Source organism: Kitasatospora sp. NPDC032150, assembly GCF_055579945.1.
The window spans coordinates 20,711-43,097 of record NZ_JBVIMH010000033.1 but is presented as its reverse complement, the minus strand read 5'-3'; the positions used below and the strand labels follow the sequence as shown (position 1 = coordinate 43,097).

The window sequence follows — 22,387 nt, the reverse complement described above, 5'->3', positions numbered from 1 at the left end:
TCACTCCTTCGTGTTCCGGGCCAGCTTCTCGGCCAGCATCAGGGTGGTCAGGTTGGTGGGCGCGCTGGGGATCGTCGGGAAGAGCGAGGCGTCGGCGATCCGCAGGTTCTCCGTGCCGTGCACCCGGCCGTCCTGGTCGGCGACCGTCCACGGGTCGGTCACCGGTCCCATCCGGCACGAACCGGCAGCGTGCCAGCCGGGGTTCATGATGTTGCGGACGCCGCTGCGCACCACCCCGTCGCTGGCGATCATGCGGTCGCTCCAGAACTGGGTGGCGGTCAGCCGGCTCGCCAGGCCGGGTGAGCGCAGCAGGCCCCAGGCCCGGCGCACGCCGTGGCAGAGCCGTTCCACGTCCTCGGGATCGGTGCCGAGGCCCAGCTCGATGACGGGTGCGGCGTACGGGTCGGCGCGGTCGAGGAAGACCCGGCCCCGGGAACGCGGGCGCATCAGCATCACCGAGGCGCCCACGACCAGCGGCCAGCCGAGGCGGTCCACGAAGCCGGGGATGGTGTGGCTCTCCACGTTGTTGAGCAGCCCCACTTGGATGTCCACGTCGCTGTCGAAGCCGCTGCTCATCCGCGCCGCGACCTGCCGCCAGGGCAGGCCCGGCGTGCACACCCCGTCGGCGGGCTTGGACCAGATGACGACCGAGGGGTGGTCCACCAGGTCCCGGCCGACCCCGGGCAGGTCCACCACGGGGGTGATGCCGAGCACCCGGAGCAACGCTGCGTCGCCGACACCCGAGCGCTGGAGGATGACGGGCGTGCCGACCGCCCCGGCGCTGAGCACGACGTGCCTGGCCCGGATCGCGGTGAGCCGACCGTCCGTCTCGACTTCCACTCCGACGGCCCGGTGCTGCTCGAACAGCACCCGGATGACCCGGATCCCGGTGCGCAGCTGGAGGTTGGGCAGGTCGCGCGCGCCGGCGAGGAACGCGGTGGCGGCGTCCACGCGTTCGCCGTCCACCGCATTGCCGGGGATCGGGCCGACCCCGGCCTCCTCCCCCGCGTTGAGGTCCGGCAGGTCGGCGACGCCCTGCCGGTTGCACTCCGCCCAGAACGCCGCGTCCAGTTCGTGCACCTCCTCGCGCGGGGTGCGGCGGACCGGCAGCGGGCCGCTGTCGCCGTGGAGGCGGCCGGGGAAGTCGGCGTCGTTCTCGATGTCCTTGTAGAACGGCAGCACCCGCTCCCACGACCAGTCCGGGTTGCCGTACGCCGCCCAGGCTGCGAAGTCGCGGGGCAGCCCGCGCAGGGCGATGGCGCCGTTGACGGCGGAGCCGCCGCCGACGACCTTGCCGAGCTGGTACGGGAAGCGTTCCCACAGGGCGCGGGCCGCCGCGGGCCCGCCGGCCCGCGCTCCGACCAGGTCCTCCAGGCGGCTGCTGGTGCGCAGGTTGGCCCGGTAGTCCCAGTTGTAGCCGGACAGCACCAGGCGGCCGGCGTCGGCCAGCGGATGGGACCGGTCCCGGGGACGCGGCTGGTCGGCGCCGGCCTCAAGCAGCAGGACGTTCCCGGAGCCCCGGGCGGCGAGCCGGGCGGCGGTGACGGCTCCGGCCGAGCCCGCTCCGACGATCACGTACTCCCACTCGTCAGTCACGCGGCCAACTCCTCGACGGAAGCGACCAGTTCGGCGAACGACTCGATCGACGCGTTCATGAACAACCCTTCGACCAGCTCCGTCTCCACGTCGGACCCGATGCCGAACTCCGTGCGCAGCAGCGCGAGCAGGCCGACCGCGTGCAGGGAGTCGCCGCCGATGTCGAAGAAGCCCTCCTCCACGCCGAAGTCGCTGTGACCGAGCTGCTGCGACCAGAGCGCGAACAGCCGCTCCTCCACCCGGCTGCGGGGCGCCGTCCGCCCGTCGCCGGCCTCGGCGTCGTCGTTCCACGGGGTGGGGAGCGCCTTGTGGTCGATCTTGCCGTTGCCCGTCAGGGGCAGGGTGTCCAGCGTCAGGAAGCGGCTGGGCACCATGTAGCCGGGCAACAGGGACGCCAGCGCCGCCCGCAGAGCGGCCGGGTCCAGGTCCGCCCCGGCGTCGGGCACCACGTACGCGGCGATCTGCCGCTGTCCGGTTCGCGCGTGGGCGGGCGCGGTGACCAACGCGGTGCGCACGCCCGGTTGGCGGATGAGCCCGGCCTCGATCTCGCCCAGCTCGACCCGGTAGCCGTTGATCTTGACCTGGAAGTCCTCGCGGCCCAGGATCTCTATGTCGCCGCCGGGCAGGTACCGGCCGAGGTCGCCGGTCCGGTAGATCCGCTCCCCCGTGACCGGGTGGACCAGGAAGCGCTCCGCGGTGCGCTCGGGATCGCCCAGGTAGCCCTGGGCCACGCCGATGCCGCCGATGTGGATCTCGCCGGTGACCCCGACGGGGGACGGCTCGAGCCACTGGTTGAACACGTGCATGGTCTGGTTGGCCAGCGGCTTGCCGTAGGGGATGCTCGACCACTCCGGCCGGACCGTCTCGATCGGGTGGTGGATCGACCAGATCGAGCCCTCCGTGGCACCGCCCAGGCTGATCACCCGCATCGCGGGGAGCTTCTCCCGGGTCCGGGTCGGCAGGTCCACCGGGATCCAGTCGCCGCTCAGCAGGGCCAGCCGCAGCCGGCACCCGCGTGGGGCGCCCCCGTCGCCGAGCGAGTCGATCCACATCCGCATCGGGGCGGGCACGCTGTTCCAGATGGTCACGCCGTAGCGGCTGATGAGCTGCGACCAGTGCGCGAGGTCGCTGCCTCGCACCGGGTCCGGCACGACCACGGTGCCGCCGGCGCCCAGGACTCCGAAGATGTCGTACACCGAGAGGTCGAAGCCGGTGGGGGCGAGCGCCATCACCCGGTCCTGCTCGCTGACGCCGAACCGCCGGTTGATGTCCTGCACGGTGTTGGCGGCACTCCGGTGGGTGATCATCACGCCCTTCGGTTCGCCCGTGGAGCCCGAGGTGAAGATCACGTACGCCAGGTCGTCAGGGCCCTGGCGGCGCTCGGGCGCCTCGGCGGAGCACGCCAGGGTGGCCTCGTCCTGCGGGGTCACCACCGCCACGCCCGCCGGCCAGCGCAGCGCGTCGCGCAGGTCCGGCTCGGTCACCACGGCCCGCACCGCGCAGCGGGCCAGCAGCTTCAGCCGCCGCTCCTCGGGCAGCTCCGGGTCGATGGCCACGTACGCGGCACCGGTGTGCAGCACCCCGAGCAGCGCGGAGTACTGCGCGGCACCCGGACGCATCGACACCGCAACGATCTCGCCCGGCCCGGCACCGGGGCCGGCCAGCAGCCGGTGTGCGATCCGGTGCGCGGCCTCGGTCAGCTGACGGTACGTGGTCTCCGTGCCGGGCGTGATCACCGCCGGCGCGTCGGGACGGCGCCGGGCCGCTTCGGCGACCAGCTCGTGCAGCAGCGCCGGCGGGATGTCCTCGGCGGTGGCGTTGGCCCGCTCCCGCTCACCGGCCTGCGCGGTGGGCAGCGGCACGATCCCGCGGGTGGCGCCCCACACCGCTTCGTCGTCCACCAGCCGGTCCAGCAGCGCCACGTACGCGGCGACCATGTCCTCCAGCGTCCCCTCGGGGAACAGGCCCTCGACCGCGTTCCAGTTGACGCTGAGCCGGCCGTTCAGCTCCAGGATCTGGTTCTCCAGCCACACCTGCGGCGTCCGGCTGTGGTCGAAAACCAGCTCGCCGAACGACTCCAGGGCCCCGGCCCCGGGGACGCCCTCGCCGCCGCCGAGCGTGCTGGAGAAGACCACCGGCATCGACGCCCTGCGGTCATCCCGGCGGCGGGCCAGGTCGCGCAGCACCCGGATGCCGCCGTACGCGGAGTGCGCCAGGTCCGCCACGAGCCGATCCTGGAGGCTCTTCGCCCGCTGCTCGAACGTCTCCTCGGGCCGCCCGCCGACGGCGAGCAGGCCGGGCGCCAGGAAGTCGCCCATGATCTCCTCGACCTGCGGGTGCAGCCCGAGCCGGTGGAACTGGGTGACCGTCAGGGTGAACTCCTGCCGCCGCGACCAGGTCCGCAGCACCTCCGCGTACGCCGCGAGCAGCACGCCCGACGGCGTCAGCCCGTGCCGCGCGGCGGCCGCCCGCAGCGTCGCCCAGCGCTCGGGGTCGAGCACGGCCCGGTGCCGGACGAACCGCGGGGTGCCGAGCTGCTCGGGCGCCGCGGCCAGCGGCAGCTCGGGCGCGGGGGGCAGCGCGTCCAGGCGGTCCGCCCAGTACGCGGCGGCCTCCCGGCCCAGGTCGTCCTCGCGCAGCTCCTCCTGCGCCAGCACGTAGTCGCGGAACGACAGCTCCAGCGGCTCCGGCCGCCACGCCGGGTCGTCGTAGCACCGGCGCCACTCCTCCAGCAGCCGGAACAGGCTGCGCATGTCGAGGAACAGCAGGTCCACGGCCAGGTGGAGCCGGACGCGGTCGCCGTCCAGCAGGGTGGCGCGGATGTCGACGAGCGGCGCCCGGTCCACCGGCAGCACCTGCTCCGTCAGTTCGGTTCGGATCCGCTCCAGTTCCGCCGTCTGGTCCCCGTCCGATCGACCGCGCAGGTCCGTGGTGCGGATGACGTACGGTTCCAGCTCGTCCTCGGCGAGGATCCGTTGTGTCTGGTCGGTCCCGGCCACCGTGCGCAGCGCCTCGTGCCGGGCGACAACCTTCCGCAGGGCGCCGGTCAGCCGGTCGAGGTCGAGACCGGGACAGTCGAACTCGAGACAGTACTGGCTGGGGATGCCACCCAGCTCCAGGCCCTTGTGCCGGCCGATCAGATACGCCTGCTGGATGTCGGTGAGCGGGAACGGCTCGTGACGCCTGTCCGGCTGCGGCTTGAGTTCCGGCAGCCGGTCCTCGTCCAGGCGACGCCGGCCGTCGCTGCCGCGCAGTTCCGCGAAGAGATCCTCCATCGACGTCCGCCCCTTTTCGTCAGATGCCCTGGTGGGCCTTCGAATTGTTGTGCGCAAACGGAACGCTAGGCAGCGGCGGACCCCGTCTCAATACGGTTCGACCGAAGGGGCAACCGAAGTATTTGGTGCGCGCTGGACCGCCGCTGGACTCGTGGCGGACTTCCCCCGGCAGTCGGGTAATGCGCCATTGACCGGTGGTGGGACGGTAGCGGCATCATCGAGGAATGGCCACTCAGAACTCCCCGGCGGCAGCCGGGAAACGCATCCTCATCGGCGCCACCGGATCGATTGCGGTGACCCGGCTTCCGTCGTATATCGAGGCGATGCGCCGGCACATCGCGGGCAGCACGTTCACGGTTCTGCTGACGCACACCGCGAGCTCGTTCATTTCCCCGGAGAGTCTCGCGCTGTTCGCCGAGCGGGTGGTGAGCGGGGAATCCCCGGCGGACTGGCCGACCGACAAACCGTCCCGGCTCGCGGCTGACCACGACCTGCTCGCCGTGCTGCCGGCCACCGCCCACACCCTCGCCTCGGCGGCGGCCGGCGCCGCGCCCAATCGCCTGCTGACGGTGGCGCTGTCGGTGGACTACCCCGTCGTGTACTTCCCGGTGATGGGCGCCAGGATGTGGCACAAGCCGGCCGTCCAGCGGAACATCGCGCAGATCCGCGCGGACGGCGAGCTCGTCAACGAGCCTGAGTGGCATGACGGTTACGACCCGTCCACGGGCATCGCCAGCCACCATCCGGCCCTGCCCTCCCCGCACACGGTGGCCAAGGTGATCGGCGACCTCCTGGCCTGACCAACGCCGAGCGGCCCCCGGCCGGGAACTCTTCGTTCCCGGCCGGGGGCCGCTCAGCAGTGTTCGCGCGTCAGGCCACGATGGCGGTGGCCTCGATCTCGATGAGGAAGTCGGGTTCGGCGAGGGTGGCCACGCCGACCAGGGTGGTGGGCTTGACGAGGTCGGCGCCGAGCCGGGCGGCGGCACGCTCGACGCCCACCCCGATCTCGTCCCACTTGTCCAGCGACCAGTCCTTGACGTACATGGTCAGGCGCAGGACGTCGTCGAAGGTGGCGCCGGCCGCGGCCAGACCTGCGGCTATGTTGAGGTACACCTGCTCGGTCTGGGCGGCCAGGTCTCCCGTTCCCACCGGTTCACCGGCGGCGGTGCGTGGGGTCTGACCGCTGAGGAACACCAGACGGCTCCCGGTGCCGACGGCCAGCTGCCGCCATCCGTACGGCGTGGGCAGCTCCGGCGGGTCGATCGTCTTGACAGCCATGCTCTGTCCTTTCTCGAAGGGGCCGTACGGGCAGGCGCGTTGTGCCTGCCTGCCCGTACGGTGACCGTGATGCGTTTCTGGGGAAGGCTCAGCTGTGCTCGCGGCAGGTGGCGTAGTACCTCCGCAGGAGCTTGACGAGTTCGGGGTCGAAGCGGGACGCGAAGAGCAGCTCGGCCGGCGGGGTGAACTCGGGGTCGAGCTCGTTCGCCCAGGTGAGGGTGGCCGGCCGCACGTCCATCTCGATCCAGTGGTGCCACTCGACCGGAATGGTCCAGTCCTGCTCGTAGCCGATGCCCATCTGGTGGTCGACGAGGACATCCACGATCTGCTCGCGCGTTCCGGTCCGGAGCGGCTGCCGCACCGGGGCGAACCGCGCGAGGTCGGCTTGGGGCTGCTCGCCGAGGATCCGGGCCGCGAAGTCCTGGGCCAGCAGCGGCGAGAGGTGCAGGCCGTCACGGTAGGTTCCGGTCATGATCCACAGGCCCTGCATGCCGCCCTCGCCGAGCAGCGGGAAGCCGTCCATCGAGACGGGGCGGTTGCCGACCTGGACCTTGGCGACCTCACTGTTCCACAGGTTGCGGCGGATCTGGCGGTTGACGCACTGGAGGAGGAAGACCAGGTCGCGCATCTCGGGGGTGTCCCGCGGCTCCACGGAGATGACGTTGGTGGCGCCGACGTAGATGTGCCCGTCGCCGCGGGGGACGACGTGCAGTCCGCAGGCGAAGGAGCGGTTCGGGGTCCGGATGACGCTGTCCGGGGTCGTCCCGTCCACGGTCCTGATGAGGGAGGAGACGCCGTAGCCGCTGACCAGGCGGGGGATGCGGGGGCCGACGGGCAGGCTGTCGAGGAGTTCCTGGGTGCGCGCCCCGGCGGCCAGCACCACGTGGTCGGCGCCGATCCGCTCCCCGGAGGCCAGGACGACTCCGGTCGCCCGCTCGCCCTGGTACTCGACGCGGGTGGCGAATTCGGTGACGAGGGTGGCGCCCGCCCGGACGGCCGCCGACTCGAGCCGCTCCAGCAGGGCCGCGGCGCTGACGGCGTGCTCCCCGGGTATGTGGAAGGCCTTCAGCGGGCGGGAGATCGGCTCGGCGTCCACCCAGTCGAGGTCGCGGGGCTCGACGTCCTCGAAGGGCTCCTGGTAACGGGTGAGTTCGGCGCGGATGAGGTTGTAGTTGGCGTCGTCGATCTCGGCCGTGCCGATGGTGTTGAGGATGACGGTGGTGCCGTCGGCCGTCCTGACCGGGGCGCCCTCGGTCCGGTCCTCCAGCTCCGCCAGCCACTGCGGCCACAACTTGGTGGCCTGGATGCCGAGTTCCAGCTTGGCCCGGCCGTGCTCGCTGGCCAGCAGGGAGGTGGTGACCTCTCCGAAACAGCCGAGCATGGCACCGGCCGCCGTTGAGCCGGCCCAGGGGCGATGCGGCTGGCCCAGCACGGCGACCCGCTGTCCTCGCCGGGCCAGGACCCAGGCCAGCGACAGCCCCAGGACTCCGTTTCCGGCGATGACCACATCGAAGCCGGTGCCGTCTGCCTTCCCGTTGGCGTTCATCAAACTCCAATCTTCCAAGGCGCTGTCGTGTCGCCCGGAATCGAATTGATAGTGAATTGAATTCCGTCGGATCTGGTGGATCGGTGAGCGTCCTGCGGGGATTTCCGCGGCCGGTGGCGAAAGAGGGATCAGCGGCGCAGGAACTCGTACATGGTGAAGTCCATGTCGACGTTTCCGCGCTCGTTCGTGTGGGCCTTGACCACCGGGGAGTCGCCGAGGTCCGCCGCCGGAAGTTCGACGGACTCGCTGCGGTACCGATGGGATTCGAATCCCGCGTCGGCGGCGGCCCGCAGCATTTTCTCGGGATTCCCCATCGCCTCGCTGGTGCCCAGGTACACCCGCCCCTCCGTCGAGAGATGGGGCACCACGTCACGGAAGAACCTGCGCACCATCTCGTACCCGGGGTCGAAGACCGCCCGCTCGATCTGGCCGGTGTAGAGACGGTCCTCCGGCGCTTCGATGAACGGGGTGTTCCAGAAGACGACGTCGAGCACCTCTGCCGGGTCCAGCGCGTCGAACAGATCGCTGGTCAGTGCCGTCACCTGGCCGGCCACCCCGTGCCGGGCGGCGTTGCGACGGGCGTTCTCCACCGCCGCCGGGTTGATGTCCAGCGCCAGCACCCGCTCGCAGCCACGCTGCGCCGCGATCACCGCGGCGATGCCCGCGCCGCAGCCCATCTCCAGGAACCGGCTGCCCTTCTGGTAGGGCACCCAGGAGGCGAACAGGCCGGGGCCCGGGTCCGTGTAGGGCGGAAACACCTCGGGGAGCAGGTCCCAGTCCAGCCCGAGCAGCGAGAACGTCGTCTGCGTCGGACGATCCGGACTCTGGATCTGCGACACGACCCGGTTTCCGAGTTCGTAGCCGAGCTTGTTGTCCATGCGATCCTCCCTTGGGGGAGCCGCGGAGCAGTTCGATCAACACGTGCTCCGCGGCTCTCGACGGTGGAATGCGAGCGGGTCAGTTGTCGCCGGGCTGGGGGTTCTTCGCCCGGCTGCGGGTCATCGCGCGGTCGATCAGGACGGCCGGGATGGTGAGGACCGCCAGGCCGGCGCCGAGCCAGGGGATGGCGGTCAGGCCGGCGCCGCCGACGAGGACGACGGCCGCGAGGACGGGGACGAGGCTGATTCCGAGCTGGAACATGGAGACGGCGGTGGCCCCCGCGAGGGTGGGCGCCCCTGCCGCGACGGTGAACACCCGCCCGTAGATGGCCGGGTTGAGCACGAACCCGGAGACGCCCAGGAGCAGGACCAGGGGGATGACGGCCACTGCGTACCGGCCGAGGAGTGCGAGCAGGACCGACGAGACCAGGATCCCGACCGCCCCGACCAGGAGCGCGTGGTGCGGGCGCCCGTCGGCGATCCGGCCGCCGATGGACAGACCGATGAAGGCGCCGATGCCGAACAGGGTCAGGATCGCGGGTACCCACACGGAGTTCATGCTCGTGATGTCGGTGAGGAAGGCCGCGAGGTAGTTGTACGACATCATGTAGGCCGCGGTGCTCAGCAGGGTCGCGGCGTACACCACCCACAGCTGCGGCTGCTTCATAGTGCGCAACTCCCGCCGCACGCTGGGTTCTTCGGCCGCCTTGGTCGAGGGCACGGCGACCAGGGTCGAGACCGTACCGATCGCGGTGAGGCCGACCACGGCCCAGAACCCGCCCTGCCAGCTGGTGAAGTGGCTCAACAGCGCGCCGGCCGGCCCACCGGCCACCATGGCGACACTGAGTCCGCTGACCACCACGCCGGAGGCGCGGGCGGTGCGGTCGGGGGTGACGAGGCCGATCGCGGTGACCGCGGCGACCGCCCAGAACCCCGCGTAGGCCAGGCCGCACAGGAAGCGGGTGACCAGCAGCACCGTGAAGTTGTCGCTCACCAGGCCGACCGCCACACCTGCGGCGAAGAGGGCCTGCGAGGCCACCAGCGTGAGCTGCCGCGGCCAACGCAGGGTCAACACTGCCAGCGGCGGTCCGCCGATCACCACGCCGATCGCGAACGCCGAGATCAACGCTCCGGCGGAGGACAGCGAGATCCCCAGGTCGTCGGCGATGTCCGGCAGGACGCCGGCGAGCAGGAACTCGGCGCTACCCATCGCGAACAAGCTGAACGCGAGCAGGTACACCCCCAGCGGCAGTCGGGCGGTGGCCCTGCCGGAAGCCGCCTGCGGCTGTTCGGTCTGGACGCTCATCGGCGGCCACCTCCGGTCAGGTGCGCCGGCAGGGGGATGGTCAAGCGCATGGCGAGCTCCTTGTTCGAATGGTTGGGGCGTACGGATCACGGCGGGTGCGCGGCGGCCTGCCGGATGGCGGGAGGGTGATCACCCCTGGTCCCCATGCTGGATCCAGGCGTGACGAACGGACAACATTTGTTGCCGATACCGGGACACCGGGGCAGGCCGTCGGCCTGATCAGTCGTCACCGGGCTGAGCCTCCCCCCAGCCCCACTTCTTGATGGTCGTACGCTTCGTCGGCCCCACGCCCGGACGGGAGTTGGCCATGGCGCGGCGTGAGCCGAACTCGATGTAACCGATGAACGCCGAGCGGAACTCCGCGTCGTCCGGCAGCCCCACCACGTCCATGGACTCCCGCATCAGCTCCACCCACCGTGCCCGCTGCTCGGGCTTGATGGCCCGGCCCCGGTGGCGGGAGACCATGTGGTGGTAACCGCCGTGGTGTTCGGTGTAGTGCTCCGGGCCGCCGAGCACCTCGCCGAGGAAGGTCGCGACGTGCTTGGGGTGGTCGTCGTCCATGCGGGCGAAGAGCGGGGCGAGCAACTCGTCCTTGCGGACGCGCGCATAGAACTCCTCCGTCAGCCGTTCCAGCGCCTCGGCGCCGCCGGCCCACTCGTACAGGGTGGGAACCCGATCCGTCACTGTGTCACCTTCCGTTCGGTTGAGGCAGGTTCAGGCCGCGAAGAGGTCGAAGGTCGGCGTCGGCCTGCCGCCCTGCGCGACCATGTCCAGCCGGGGATCGACCGAGAGCATCGCCTGGTGCAGCCGCTGGAGCTGGGGCATGGGCTCCAGGCCCAGCTCCTCGACCAGCCGTCGGCGCAGTTGGCGGTACAGCTCCAGGGCCGAGGACCGCCGTCCCGAGCGATAGAACGCGACCATGGCCTGCGAGTGCAGCCGCTCATTGGATGGGTGACGTACCGTCAGCTCGACCAGCTCGGCGAGGAGTTCACCGTGCCGACCGAGCCGCAGCTCGGCGTCGATGCGGCGCTCCGTCGCGAGCAGCCGGCTCTCCTCCAGACGAGCCGCCTGGATCCGCAGCGCCGCTCCGGCCGGTACGTCCAGCAGCGCCGGCCCTCGCCACCGCGCCAGTGCCTGGCGCAGCCGACGTGCCGCCGCCTCGTTGTCACCGTCCGCGAAGGCGGCGTGGCCGGCCTGCGCCTCCCGCTGGAACGCGAACGCGTCGACGTCCTGCTCACCGGCCCACAGCAGGTAACCCCCGTGCCCGGTGGCCAGCAGCCCCCGGGCACGGGCCGGGCCGTCCGGGCCGCCGAGGGCGGCGGCCAGGGTGCGCCGCAGCCGCAGGACGTACGTCTGGACGGTGGTGCGCGCGCTGCGCGGCGGCCGGGGGCCCCAGATCTCCTCGACCAGCGTGGTCACCGGCACGAGCTGCCCGGCATGGAGGGCGAGGAGCGCCAGAATTTGCCGCTGCTTGCCCGCCGTCGGGACGACCGGAACTCCGCCGGTCTCGGCATGCAGCGGGCCGAGAACCTGAATCTTCACGCGCCCTCCGTCATCCATCCGTTTCATCCGATTCCTCGTGGCGACGGCCACGGGAAGGAACCTAGGAGTGCGGGGGTGGGGGCCTCAATACGGTGCGACCGTAGAGCTGACCGAAGAATCGGCGCCGAATGGCTGGCGGGCATGCCGAAGGGCACGCCCTCCGTGGCAAGGAATGAGGACGTGCTCTTCGGAGCCGGCGTGCCCTAAATCCGCAGGCGCATTCCGCTTTCGACTCTCGACGCTTTCGTTGATCGTCGTGTGGGTCGCTCGGGTGGGTGATACGGCGTCATCCGGCCGCTTCGGCCGCCGGCTGCGGAGAAGCATCGGCGGTGCTCGCGTCGCCTCCGGGGAGGGACCCGCCGACGCTTCCGGATCCGACCGTACCCGCTTCGCCGCTCACCGTGTTGGAGTTGGTGCGTGGTTGCGCCACCGCGCCGACCTTCCAGACCTTCGCTGCGCCGGTCACGGGGCTGATCGCGCAGACGGGGCGGTCAGGCGTGAGCGCACCGGCGGGCGGTGTGCACGGTGAGCGCCGTGAGGTAGAAGGCGTCCGATCGCCACAGGATGCCGGTACCTGCCTCCTCGTCCACGAGTCGCTCCAGAGTCAGCCGGTCGGCGCGGGTGAGCTGGTCACCGATCTCGGCGAGCAGCCGGGTCAGCCGGGTGTGCAGATAGCGGCGCGCGGCCAGGCCCAACGGGGCGGGGAGGTCGATCAGGAAGGTGCGGCTGCCTGTGGGGACGAGCCCGGCCGCCGCCAGCAGGAGCGGCCAGTCCTCGACCACGGAGGTGGTGCCCGACAGCCCGGCGCGGCGGGCCGCGAACCGCTCTTCCAGCGCCGCGTCCAGGCGGGCCTGGAGGCCGGGCCGGCCCATGCCGATGTCGCGGGGCAGGAAGCGGAGCGGAAGACCGCGTTCGCAGACGGCGAGCAGCCCGCCGGGCCGCAGGGCGGACGCCAGGCTCCGCAGGGCCGCCTGCTGGTCACCCAGGTGGCGGCAGACGTTGCCGGTCCAGATCACCTCGGCTGGTCCCAACTGACCGAATTCCTCGGGACGTTCGGCCCGCAGCGTGGTGAGACGTCCGGTCAGCCCGCACTCCGCCGCCCGGACCCCGGCCCGGGCGAGGAGCGAGTGGGACCGGTCAACCGCGATGACGTCCGCCTGCGGGAAGGCGCGGGCGAGCTCACAGGAGGCCACCCCCGGCCCGCTGCCCACGTCCAGCACCCGGCGCACCGCCGCCGTCACCCGTTCCTCGGGCCCCAGCAGGCCCCGCAGCCAGCGAGCCGCCTCCGCCAGGCAGCCGGAGTGGACTTCCGCCTCCAGTTCCGGCTCGGCCCGGTGGGCGTCACCGTCGAGGTCCTCGGTGTGATGCGTGGTCATACGGTCACCTCCGACGCCCAGCATGTGGACGTCGCGCCTGCCGGACAATTCTTGTTGCCGTTTTGGGGACCGCTCAGTACGCCCGGGCGGCTGTGCGGGGCGCGGTCTGCTGGTGCATCAGGTCCCAGCTGAGCGTTTCCAGCAGCTCCGCTCGGGCGGTGAGCGGGACGTAGTGGCCGCCGGGGAACGTCCGCACCCGCAGGGCGCGCCGGGTGCACCGGCGCCATCCGGCCAGGTCGGCGCGGGTGACGCTGCGGTCGTCCACCCCGCCCATGGCGGTGATCGGGCAGTGCAGGACATGGCGCGGATCGCGCTGGTACGCCCCCAGGACGGCGAGGTCCGCCCGGAGCGCGGGCAACACCCGAACCGCCCGCCGGGGGTCCTGGGCGCCCGGGGGTATCCGGCCGCGCTCGCCGAGCCTGCGCAGCAGCTCGGCGTCCGGCAGCCGGCCGAGCGCCTGCTCCGGCGCCGGCCGGTGCGGCACGCCGGCGCCGGACACGTACAGCCGCTCGGCCACCGCGTCGTGCTCCCACTCCAGCCGGGCCGCGATCTCGTAGGCGAGGAGAGCGCCGAAGCCGTGCCCGTACAGCGCGAACGGCCGGTCGCGCATGCGGCACACGAACTGCGTGATCTCGGCCAGCAGCGGCTCCAGGCGCTCGTACGGGCGGGTCCGCGGGTGGCGGCCTCGCCCCGGCAACTCCACCGGTGTGACGACCACCGCGGGCCCGAGCACGTCGCTCCAGGGCAGGTACACGCCCGCCGAGACGCCCTCGAACGGGAGGCAGAACAGCCGCACGGAGCAGTCGCTCACCATCGGCCGCTCACCTGCCGTGCCTCGGCGCAGCGCTCACTGATCGCAGACACGCGGGTACCGATCCTTCCGTCAGATTTCCGCCAACAGGTGGAAGTGAATATTCCGCGATGCGCCGCAGCTGCTTTCCGTACCCGTCGCAGGTCACGGCGCTGAGCCATGCCGACCGTAACCGTGCGGTGCCCGTGGACATCAATACGGTTGCTCCGAAGCACTGACCGAAGGACCGCTCTCGGGAACCGTCGGGCCCAATACGCTGTAGGAACTCAACGGCGGTCGTGCTAACGTCAGTTCACATCTGTGTGTACACGCCATTTGCGTGGTCGGCGTTTCTCAGTCCGCAGGTCGGCAGCCTCAGGCAATTTCCGCGTCACCCAGGTCGTTCACCGATTAGGCAGGAGGTGGAGGGGCCGTGCCCCTGGAACTATTCGGCAGGAGCGAAGAATCCAAGATCATCACTGAGTTGCTCGACTCCGTGAGAGTCGGCGCGGGCGCGGTCGCGCTGGTCGAGGGGATCATCGGCACGGGCAAGACCTCGTTCCTGCGCTGGGCCGGGGAGACCGCCCGGGAGCAGGGCATGGTCGTGCTCTCGGCCACCGCGTCCCTGACCGAGCAGCGGTTTCCCCTGGGGGTCGTGCACCAGCTCCTCGGGACGCTGCCCGAAGCGGCGGGGGAATGGCAGCGCGCCTTCTCGTTATGCGGTGCGTACCGCGGTGACGGCGAGCCGGCCGAAGCCGTCTACCCGCTCCTCGCGGAGCTGTGCGCCTGTCTGGGCAGGGCCGCGCAGCGCACCCCGATCCTGTTGACGGTCGACTGCGTCCAGCACGCCGACCGGCAGTCCCTGTTGTGGCTGGGCTTCCTGAGCCGCCGTCTGGAGAACCTCCCCGTCCTGCTGCTCGTCACCAAGCGCCGCGGCGAAGCGGCGACCGACCAGCACCTGCTGGTCGAGTTCATGGAGGGCATCCGCCCCGACCGCTACATCCATCTGCACGACCTCAACCCGAGCGCCGCCCTCGACCTCGCCGCCGAACTCTGCGGCCACGGACAGGAGTCCGTGGACGCCCTGATCGCCGACAGCGGCGGCAACCCGTATCTGCTGACCGAGCAGATACGGACCGTGCCCGCGGCCCGCACCGCTCCTCCCCGCCCCATCGGGGCCCGACCGGCGGACCCACCGGACGAACGGCTGCGCCTCCAGTCGGTCAAGGAACGCATCCTGTGCATGCTCCGGCGCCTGGACCCCAACGGCGTCGAGGTCGCCCGGTCCGCCAGCATCCTGGGCACGGCACTGGACGCCGCCCTCCTCGCCGACCTGTGCGGGGTGTCCACGGAGGACGTCTGCCGATGTCTCAGCCGGCTCACCGAGTCCGGGCTGCTGTGTCCACACGACCTGAAGTTCCGTCACCCCGTGCTGGCCGAGCTGCTCTACCAGGACATCCCCTGCGCCGAGCGCTCCGAACTCCACCGCCTCGCCGCCTGCTGCCTGAGACTGCGCGGCGCCCCCTGCGAGGACATCGCCGGCCATCTGCTGCGCTCCCACCGCCTGGACGAGCCGTGGATGGCCCGGCTGCTGCTGGACATCGCCCACGGCATGGTCGGCCTCGACCCGGCGGGCGCCCGCCACCTGATCGAGAAGGCCGTGCTGCACGGTGTACCGACCGACCTGGCCACGCGCGCCGAAGACCTGCGGATCCAGGCCCTCACCGGCCTGGACCTGCCCGCCTCCGCCCGCGCGCTGACCGGACACGTCGCCATCACCTCCGCTCCCGCCGAACGGACCCGCCAGGCGCTGCGGCTGTCCGACATCCTCCTCCGCCTCGACGAACCCGCCCGCGCCCGCCAAGTCCTGGAGGACGCCCTGCGGGAGACAGGTGGCCGGGACCCCTCCGCCGCCGCGCGACTGCACCAAGGGCTCACCCACGTACGGATCCACGAGGGCACCTACCAAGCCTGGGACGGGGACGGGGACCGGCTGGCACGGGTGCTGCTGCTCCGTACCGCCGCCGGTGACTCCGCGCCCGCGGTACGGCGGATCGCCCACCGCATCCTGTCCGTACCGCGTGCCCCGTACGGCTCGACCACCTGGTACCACGCGCTGCTCGCCCTGCTCTGGGCCGGCGACGTGGACGAGGTCCAGCGGCACCTGGACACCGAGGTACGACTGGCTCGTGCCGAGGGGACCGTGACCCGGATCGCCGAGGCCCTGGCCGTACGCGGCCTGGCCCAGCTCCACCGCGGTCTGCTGACCGAGGCCGAGCAGGACGCCCGCCACGCCATGGACCTGCTCACCGGGATCGGCGCCGACCGGTACCACACCGGGGCGCTCGCCCGCAGTGTCCTCATCGACTCAGCCCTGGAGAAGGACGACATCGCCGGAGCCGGCGCCCTCCTCGACCAGGCCCCGCCCCTCCCCGGCGACCAACCCGGCACCTGGTGGCGGCTCCACCTCCTGCACAGCGCCGGACGAGCTCTCGGACGGCTGGGCGAGACCCAGCGCGGCCTCGCCCTGATCGCCCACTGCGCGGCGGAGCTGGAGCGCCGGGGCGTCGTCAACCCGGCGATCCTGCCTTGGCGTTCGACCCTGGCCACGCTCCGGATGGCACTCGGCGACGTGGCCGACGCCCGCCGGATCGCCCAGGAGGAGACCGATCTGGCCCGCCGCTGGAACGCCCCCTTCGCCCTGGCCCGCGCCCTGGTCACCCAGGCCGCCGTCGGCTCGGGACGCGAGGCGCTCCGGCTCGCCAGCGAAGCCGCAGAACTCCTCGAACCGGCCTCGACACCACTGCAGTTCGCCCACGCCCTGTACGCGGCGGGGTGCGCCCACTGCCAGAGCGGCAAGATCGGGCGCGCCCGCGAACTACTCCACCGCGCCAACGAGGTCGGCATCTCACTCGGCGCCGACGGCCTGGTGAAGGCGGTGCAGCGGGAACTGAGGGGCGCGGGCGGGCGACCCGACCCGCGCAAGGACTCCACGCAATCGCTGCTCACCCCCACCGAACGGCAGGTCTCCGAACTCGCCTCACGCGGTATGAGCAACCGCAGCATCGCCCAGCAGCTGAAGGTGAGCCTGCGCAACGTCGAGTCCCATCTCACCCACTCCTACCGGAAGTTGCGCATCAGCGGGCGGCACGAGCTGGCAAGGTACTTCCCGTCCGAGGAGGAACCGCGCAGCGCTCCCGTCCTGCCTCGCCGCGGCCGCACGGACGAGTCGCCGGCTCGCCACCCGAGTCTTCGCGTGGCCCGGCCCGCTCCGCAGCTCTACCGCAGCCAGGAACGCCGGGATTCGCATCCCGCGGCCTGAGGCCGCCTCCGCCTCGCTGGAGCACCACCTGCTCCCGGCTCTCCGGAGCCATCGAGCGGCCATCTTCGATCACGAGGTCGTGGACGGCTCCATCCGGACGATGGAGCGGAACGGGGCCGGCCTGGCGACGCGGTCCAACGCCTTCGACGGCCTGGAGTCGATCCTCCTCGACGCGCACCGGCTCGACCTCTACGACAAGAACCCGCTGGACGGCGTGGTGGCCGCATCGGAATCACGATGCGGCCACCCGGGCTCAGGTGACCTGTTGAGGCGGCGGGGAGGAAGCAAGCCCTATTGCCGGTCGGTCTCATTTATCTGACGGCAAGTCAGCACTTATCGGCCGGTGTCACGCTCCTCGGAGCGTATCTCGGACGGGGGACGGGCCGGAGTGCGCCCGCAGAGCTGATTCAGGGAGAACCATGCGTGGCACCGCGCTCGGCGACCGCTACCGGCTGGTGGACTGGCTGGGCGGTGGATCGATGGGCGACGTGTGGCTCGCCGAGGACGAGGTCCTGGGCCGCCGGGTGGCGGTCAAGGTCCTGAAGCCCGCCCTGTTGGACGAGTCGGGATTCGCCGAACGCTTCCATGCCGAGGCCCGTGTCATGGCGGGGCTGCGGCATCCCGGCATCGTCGGCGTTCACGACTACGGGCACAGTACCGAGGACGGGCACCGCTCGGTCGCGTACCTGGTCATGGAGCTGATCGACGGGGAACCGCTGAGCACCGTGCTGGAGCGCCGCGACCGCCTGCCGGTGGCGGAGGCCCTCCGGATGGCTCTCCAGGTCCTGGAGGCGCTGGAGGTCGCGCACGAGTCCGGAGTCGTCCACCGGGACATCAAGCCGGCCAACCTGATGGTCCGTGGCGAGCAGGTGGTGATCGCGGACTTCGGCATCGCCCGGCCCGGGTGCAACGCCCGGCTGACCGTACCGGGGATGGTGCTCGGCACCGCCGCGTACCAGGCGCCGGAGCAGGCCTCCACCGGGACGGTCACCGCCTCGGTGGACCTCTACGCAGTCGGCGTGGTCCTCTACGAATGCCTCGCCGGGAGCCTGCCCTTCGACGGGGAGACCGCCCTCGAGGTGATCCTCAAGCACCTGACGGAGCCCGCGCCGCCGCTTCCCGCCCAGGTGCCCGAGCCGGTGCGGGCGCTCGTCGAACGAGCGATGGCCAAGGAGCCCGGCGAGCGCTGGCCCGACGCGGCGGCCATGGCCACGGCGGTGCGGGAGGCCCTGGCGATGGTCGGAACTGACGTAGCGCCGGCCCCCGACGCGCTCCGGCCGGTCGCCGGGCGTACCCCGCGTGCGGGCCTTCGCCGGCGCGTGCTGCTTGCGGTGGCGGTGGTGCTACTGCCCTGCTTCACCTGGGCTGCCGGGGCGACGGTGTTCCAGCAGGGCCGGGAGAACCTGACGGCCGGCGATCCGATCGGCGCCGGGACGACGGTGGACCTCACGCGGCCCGTCAAGCCCGGACCGGTGTGTGTCGGCCGCCCGCTCGGCGGGCTGCCGTCGACGCAGGAGACGACTCCGGCACCGTCCGCCAGCCCCAGTGCCGGTGAGAGCGGCACGCCCATCGCCGGGCCCGCGTCCGGCGCTCGGCGTACCTCCGCCGCGCCCACCCGGCCGACCCCGTCCGCGCCGACCTCCGCGGCCCCGCCCACGTCCGCCGCCTCCGCACCGACCACGACCACGGCTACAGCCACCGACACCGCACAACCGCGACCCACGCCGCCGCCGAAGCCGGAGCCGCAGCTGCCCGCGCTGGCGCAGCTCACCAGCGGTGGTGTCGCGCTGGACAACTCCAACTCCACCGACAAGGACGGGAACCTGGTCGGCACCTACTTCGTCAACCGCACCCCGGCCCAGCTGTGGCGGCTGGAGAAGTTCTCCGAGGGGAAGTACTTCCTGCGCAACGGCTCCAGCAACTACACCAAGGTGCTGGATCTGGACCTGGCCACCGCGAGGATCCAGATCTGGACGAACCCACCGGGCGACGACAACCAGCTCTGGTCCTTCGTGCCGGTCACGGGCGGCTACCAGATCGTCAACTCCTGGACCAAGCAGTGCCTGACGTCCGGCGGACTCGCCCAGTGGGCCTTCGTGCAGGCCTGCTCGAACGCGGCCAACCAGGTGTGGACCATCTCCTGACCCGTCAGGCCGGCAGCCACGACGGCCACTGCCGACGGGGCCGGTCGGCGGGCCGGCCAGGTCCGATCAGGGCGTGCAGTCGGTCGGCTTCGGGGGAGCCGATGGCGGCCAGGATGTCGTGAGCCTCTGACCAGCAGGATTGGGCCGAGTCCTTGGTGGCGTCGCGGTCCGCCAGCGCGTCACCGAGCGCCGCCAGGGCCAGCCCCCGACCCCTGCGGTCGCCGTCGAGCGTCAGCACCTCGACCGCCCGGCCGGCTGCCTCCACCGCCTCGGCGCTCCGGCCTACGGCACGCAGCGACTCGGTGAGCCGCAGGAGCGTACGGCCGGTCCGGCGGCGGTCGTCCGGTCGCAGCAGGGCGAGGGCACCCCGGTGGTGGTCCAGTGCCTGCTCGAACTCACCGCGGTCGTGGGCGATCGTCCCCAACGAGTCGAGGGCGAGCGCCTGGAGCTCGCGGTCGGCGAGCTCATGGCAGATCGCCAGGGACTGGTCGATGACACGGATCGCGGCCTCGAACCTGCCGAGCTCGGCGAACGCACCGGCCAGGTTGAGCAGCTCGCCCGCCACCGAGCGGCGGTCGCCGAGCCGCTCCCAGACCGAGACCGCCGCCGTGAAGCCCTCGACCGCGTCGCTCGGCCTGCCGACCTGGACGAAGCAGGCGGCCAGTGAGGCGTGGGCGAGGGCGAGCAGGGGCCTCGGCAGGTCGTGGGCGGTGCAGAGATCGCGGGCCCTGAGCAGTTCGGCCAGGGCGGAGGGTTCGGATCCGACCTCGGTCAGCAGCCGCCCGAGCACCAGCCGGGCCCTGGTCTCGGCCGTGCGGTAGCCCTGCTGGATGGCGGCCTGCAGCAGGACCTTGGCCGCATGACCCAGCGGCCGGGTCGCCTGGCCGGTTTCGCACAACAGGCTGCATCCGAGCAGCAGTTCGGCCATCAGATCGAGGCTGGTCGGCTCGGGGAGCCTGGCGTACTGGCTGACCAGTGCGCCGATGCTGAGGTACTCGCCGCGACCGCGAGCGGCCGCGCGGGAGTCGGGAGCGTGCGGCGCCCTGGTGGTGGGCAGCGCCGCACGGGCGGCTGACGGGCCCAGAGCGGCAGTGGTCTCGGTGTGGTGATGGACCGCCAGCCGGACGAGGGCCGCGGCTCGGCAGTCCTCGATGCTCTCCGAGTCCTGGGTGAGCCGCTGGGCGAAGGCGCGCAGCAGGTCGTGATGCCGGTAGCGATCCGGCGCCACGGTCTCCAGCATCGAGCAGTCGACCAGCGACTCGGCCAGCTCCTCGGCCTCGTACTGGGGCAGGTCGAGCACCGCCGCGACCGCGGCCGGCGACAGATCGGGCGCATCGGGCACCGCCAGCAGGCGGAAGGCACGCGCCTGTTCGGCGCCCAGCTGGTCGTAGCCGAAGCGGAAGGCCGACTCGACGGCGAGGTCTCCGGTGCGCAGCACGTCCAGGCGGTAGCGGCTCTCGGACAGCTTGTCGAGCAGCCGGGCCACGGTCCAACTCGGGCGGCAGGCCAGCCGGGCGGCGAGGATGCGTACGGCCAGCGGGAGGTGGCCGCAGAGCCGGACGAGCTCCCCTGCCGCGTCTGCTTCGGCCAGTAGCCTCTCCTGGCCGACCACTTGGCCGAGCAGGCCGACGGCCTCCTCCGGGGTGAAGACGGACAGCTCGGTGAAGTGCGCGTTGGGGAGTGAACCCAGCCTGGTCCGGCTGGTGATGAGCACGGCGCTGCCGGGCCCGCCCGGTAGCAGCGGCCTGACCTGCTCCGCGTCCCGGGCGTTGTCGAGCACGACCAGCACCCGTCGGCCGGAGAGCAGTGAGCGGAACTGGGCGGAACGCTCGGCGAGTTTGGGTGGCATGCTTTCCGTCGGCACGCCGAGGGAACGCAGGAAGGCGCCCAGTGCCTCCTCGGGCCGGGTCGGGCGGCCGTCGGCCCCGTGCAGGTCGAGGTAGAGCTGGCCGTCGGGGAAGTCGGCGGCGAGCCCGTGCGCGACATGGACGGCCAGCGCGGTCTTGCCCACGCCGCCCAGGCCTGCGACGGCCGCCACGGGCATGCTGCGGGGAGCGAGCAGGACGGTCCGCAGAGCCGTGATCTCCGCCTGGCGGCCGGTGAAGTCGGTGACGTCGGCCGGGACTTGGGTCGGCCGTACCGGCGCCTGGTGCGGCGATGTTTCGGCTTCCTCGGCGTTGGGCCGGGGCGGAGCGGGCGCTACCAGGGTGGCGTCGGCCGCCAGGATCCGGCGCTGCAACTCGCGCAGGCCGGGCCCCGGGGTGACGCCGAGTTCCGCCCGCAGCCGCCGGTCCGTCGCGCGGTACACGTTCAGGGCCTCGGCCTGCCGGCCGGTCCGGTAGAGCGCGAGCATCAGCAGCTCGCTTAGCCGCTCCCGGAGCGGGTGTTCGGCCGCGACGGCGGCCAGCTCGGCCACGGTCTCGCCGGACAGCCCGGCTTCGACCTCGGCCTCCAGACACAACTCCAGTAAGGCAACTCGTCGTTCGGTCCACTCGCCACGCTGCCGCTCGGCGTAGGGGCCGGGGAGTCCGGGCATCGGTTCGCCGTGCCAGAGGGCCAGCGCGGAGCGGAGCGTGGTGGCGGCGCGAGCGCACTGCCCGGCGCTGCGGAACCGCTTCGCCTTGCTGATCAGCTCCTCGCAACGATCCGTGTCCAGCCGCCCCGGTTCGACCGCGAGCGCATAGCCCCCGCCGAGCGAGGTCAGCGCGGCGGGCCCGAGGATCCGGCGCAGACGGTGGACGTACGTCCGGATCACGCCCATGGCCTTGGCGGGTGGCTCTTCGCCCCACAGGTCGTCGATGAGCTGCTGGGCCGACACCGGATGATTGGCGCGGAGCAGCAGCGAGAGCAGCATGCTCCGCTGCTGAGGCGGCCCGAGCGCGAGCTCCCCCTCGTCCCGCCACCCCCGCACCGGCCCGAGCACGGCGAACCGCAACCCGCCCACCAGCCGCCCCCCTCTGTCCGTCCACAAACCAATCGCCACACATGATACCGACCGCATCGCCCCTGAACGGGAGTTGACGCCTCCGGTGGTGCGACTGGTACGACGGCGGCTCGCGCACGCGCACGGAGCCTCACCGCCTCAGCCGAGCGGTCGACTGACTCGACCACCACGCCAGCCAGGCAAGGGAGAAGCGTCTCAAGATCTCGTGAGCTGCACGCCGGACGTGATCACGGACGTGGCCAGCGTGCCGGGCCGGATCGCGAGATCTGCGACAGGGCCCGTTCACTCGTACGCGGCTGGGCACATTCACGTGTACGTCGACAGCAGGTCGACATTCGATGACCGGATCCGTCGATCGACCGTCCATCAACCCCTCCTAGGGTCCTGCCC

General features: G+C 71.8%; 15 protein-coding genes. 4 read left to right on the top strand and 11 right to left on the bottom strand.

What is annotated here, in order from left to right; translation table 11 throughout:
* The gene (locus tag ACZ5ON_RS29075) at nucleotides 1–1,596 is read right to left on the bottom strand and encodes a GMC family oxidoreductase (RefSeq protein WP_465598927.1); all 1,596 of its coding nucleotides are present in this window, start codon (nucleotides 1,594–1,596) and stop codon (nucleotides 1–3) included.
* Nucleotides 1,593–4,871, bottom strand: coding sequence for a non-ribosomal peptide synthetase (locus ACZ5ON_RS29070; protein WP_465598925.1), 3,279 nt, complete (start codon nucleotides 4,869–4,871; stop codon nucleotides 1,593–1,595). The genes ACZ5ON_RS29075 and ACZ5ON_RS29070 overlap by 4 nt, the downstream gene beginning before the upstream one ends.
* A gap of 224 nt (nucleotides 4,872–5,095) precedes the next feature.
* Between ACZ5ON_RS29070 and ACZ5ON_RS29065 the strand changes: the two genes are divergently transcribed.
* Entirely contained in the window at nucleotides 5,096–5,671 is a 576-nt protein-coding gene (locus ACZ5ON_RS29065) for a flavoprotein (protein ID WP_465598923.1), read from the top strand.
* A 70-nt stretch (nucleotides 5,672–5,741) separates the two neighbouring features.
* Here the strand turns inward: ACZ5ON_RS29065 and ACZ5ON_RS29060 are convergent, their stop codons facing one another.
* The 8 genes from ACZ5ON_RS29060 to ACZ5ON_RS29025 all read right to left on the bottom strand — a co-directional run bounded on the left by ACZ5ON_RS29060 (nucleotide 5,742) and on the right by ACZ5ON_RS29025 (nucleotide 13,611).
* Nucleotides 5,742–6,149, bottom strand: coding sequence for a RidA family protein (locus tag ACZ5ON_RS29060; protein ID WP_465598921.1), 408 nt, complete (start codon nucleotides 6,147–6,149; stop codon nucleotides 5,742–5,744).
* Between the two features lie 88 nt (nucleotides 6,150–6,237).
* Nucleotides 6,238–7,695, bottom strand: a complete 1,458-nt coding sequence (locus ACZ5ON_RS29055) for an NAD(P)/FAD-dependent oxidoreductase (protein ID WP_465598919.1) — start codon at nucleotides 7,693–7,695, stop codon at nucleotides 6,238–6,240.
* Between the two features lie 128 nt (nucleotides 7,696–7,823).
* Entirely contained in the window at nucleotides 7,824–8,573 is a 750-nt protein-coding gene (locus tag ACZ5ON_RS29050; RefSeq protein WP_465598918.1) for a methyltransferase, read from the bottom strand.
* A gap of 79 nt (nucleotides 8,574–8,652) precedes the next feature.
* Nucleotides 8,653–9,879: an MFS transporter gene (locus tag ACZ5ON_RS29045; protein ID WP_465598916.1), complete on the bottom strand. Its 1,227-nt coding sequence runs from the start codon at nucleotides 9,877–9,879 to the stop codon at nucleotides 8,653–8,655.
* 219 nt (nucleotides 9,880–10,098) lie between these two features.
* Entirely contained in the window at nucleotides 10,099–10,563 is a 465-nt protein-coding gene (locus ACZ5ON_RS29040) for a group II truncated hemoglobin (protein WP_465598914.1), read from the bottom strand.
* A gap of 30 nt (nucleotides 10,564–10,593) precedes the next feature.
* Entirely contained in the window at nucleotides 10,594–11,421 is an 828-nt protein-coding gene (locus ACZ5ON_RS29035) for an AfsR/SARP family transcriptional regulator (RefSeq protein WP_465598912.1), read from the bottom strand.
* 491 nt (nucleotides 11,422–11,912) lie between these two features.
* Nucleotides 11,913–12,797 carry a class I SAM-dependent methyltransferase gene (locus ACZ5ON_RS29030; protein ID WP_465598910.1) on the bottom strand — a complete coding sequence of 295 codons (885 nt, stop codon included), beginning with the start codon at nucleotides 12,795–12,797 and terminating at the stop codon, nucleotides 11,913–11,915.
* Between the two features lie 73 nt (nucleotides 12,798–12,870).
* On the bottom strand, nucleotides 12,871–13,611 hold the full coding sequence (locus ACZ5ON_RS29025; RefSeq protein WP_465598908.1) for a thioesterase II family protein: 741 nt from the start codon (nucleotides 13,609–13,611) through the stop codon (nucleotides 12,871–12,873).
* A 409-nt stretch (nucleotides 13,612–14,020) separates the two neighbouring features.
* On the opposite strand from ACZ5ON_RS29025, the gene ACZ5ON_RS29020 reads away from it, so the two are divergent.
* The 3 genes from ACZ5ON_RS29020 (at nucleotide 14,021) to ACZ5ON_RS29010 (ending at nucleotide 19,053) form a co-directional block, all read left to right on the top strand.
* Nucleotides 14,021–16,909: a BREX system ATP-binding domain-containing protein gene (locus ACZ5ON_RS29020; RefSeq protein ID WP_465598906.1), complete on the top strand. Its 2,889-nt coding sequence runs from the start codon at nucleotides 14,021–14,023 to the stop codon at nucleotides 16,907–16,909.
* Between the two features lie 79 nt (nucleotides 16,910–16,988).
* Entirely contained in the window at nucleotides 16,989–17,228 is a 240-nt protein-coding gene (locus tag ACZ5ON_RS29015; RefSeq protein WP_465598904.1) for a hypothetical protein, read from the top strand.
* A 100-nt stretch (nucleotides 17,229–17,328) separates the two neighbouring features.
* Complete coding sequence (locus ACZ5ON_RS29010; RefSeq protein ID WP_465598902.1) at nucleotides 17,329–19,053, top strand: serine/threonine protein kinase; 1,725 nt, start codon at nucleotides 17,329–17,331, stop codon at nucleotides 19,051–19,053.
* A gap of 4 nt (nucleotides 19,054–19,057) precedes the next feature.
* On the opposite strand, the gene ACZ5ON_RS29005 is transcribed toward ACZ5ON_RS29010, so the two are convergent.
* The gene (locus tag ACZ5ON_RS29005) at nucleotides 19,058–21,997 is read right to left on the bottom strand and encodes an AfsR/SARP family transcriptional regulator (protein ID WP_465598900.1); all 2,940 of its coding nucleotides are present in this window, start codon (nucleotides 21,995–21,997) and stop codon (nucleotides 19,058–19,060) included.
* Nucleotides 21,998–22,387 lie beyond the last annotated feature (390 nt).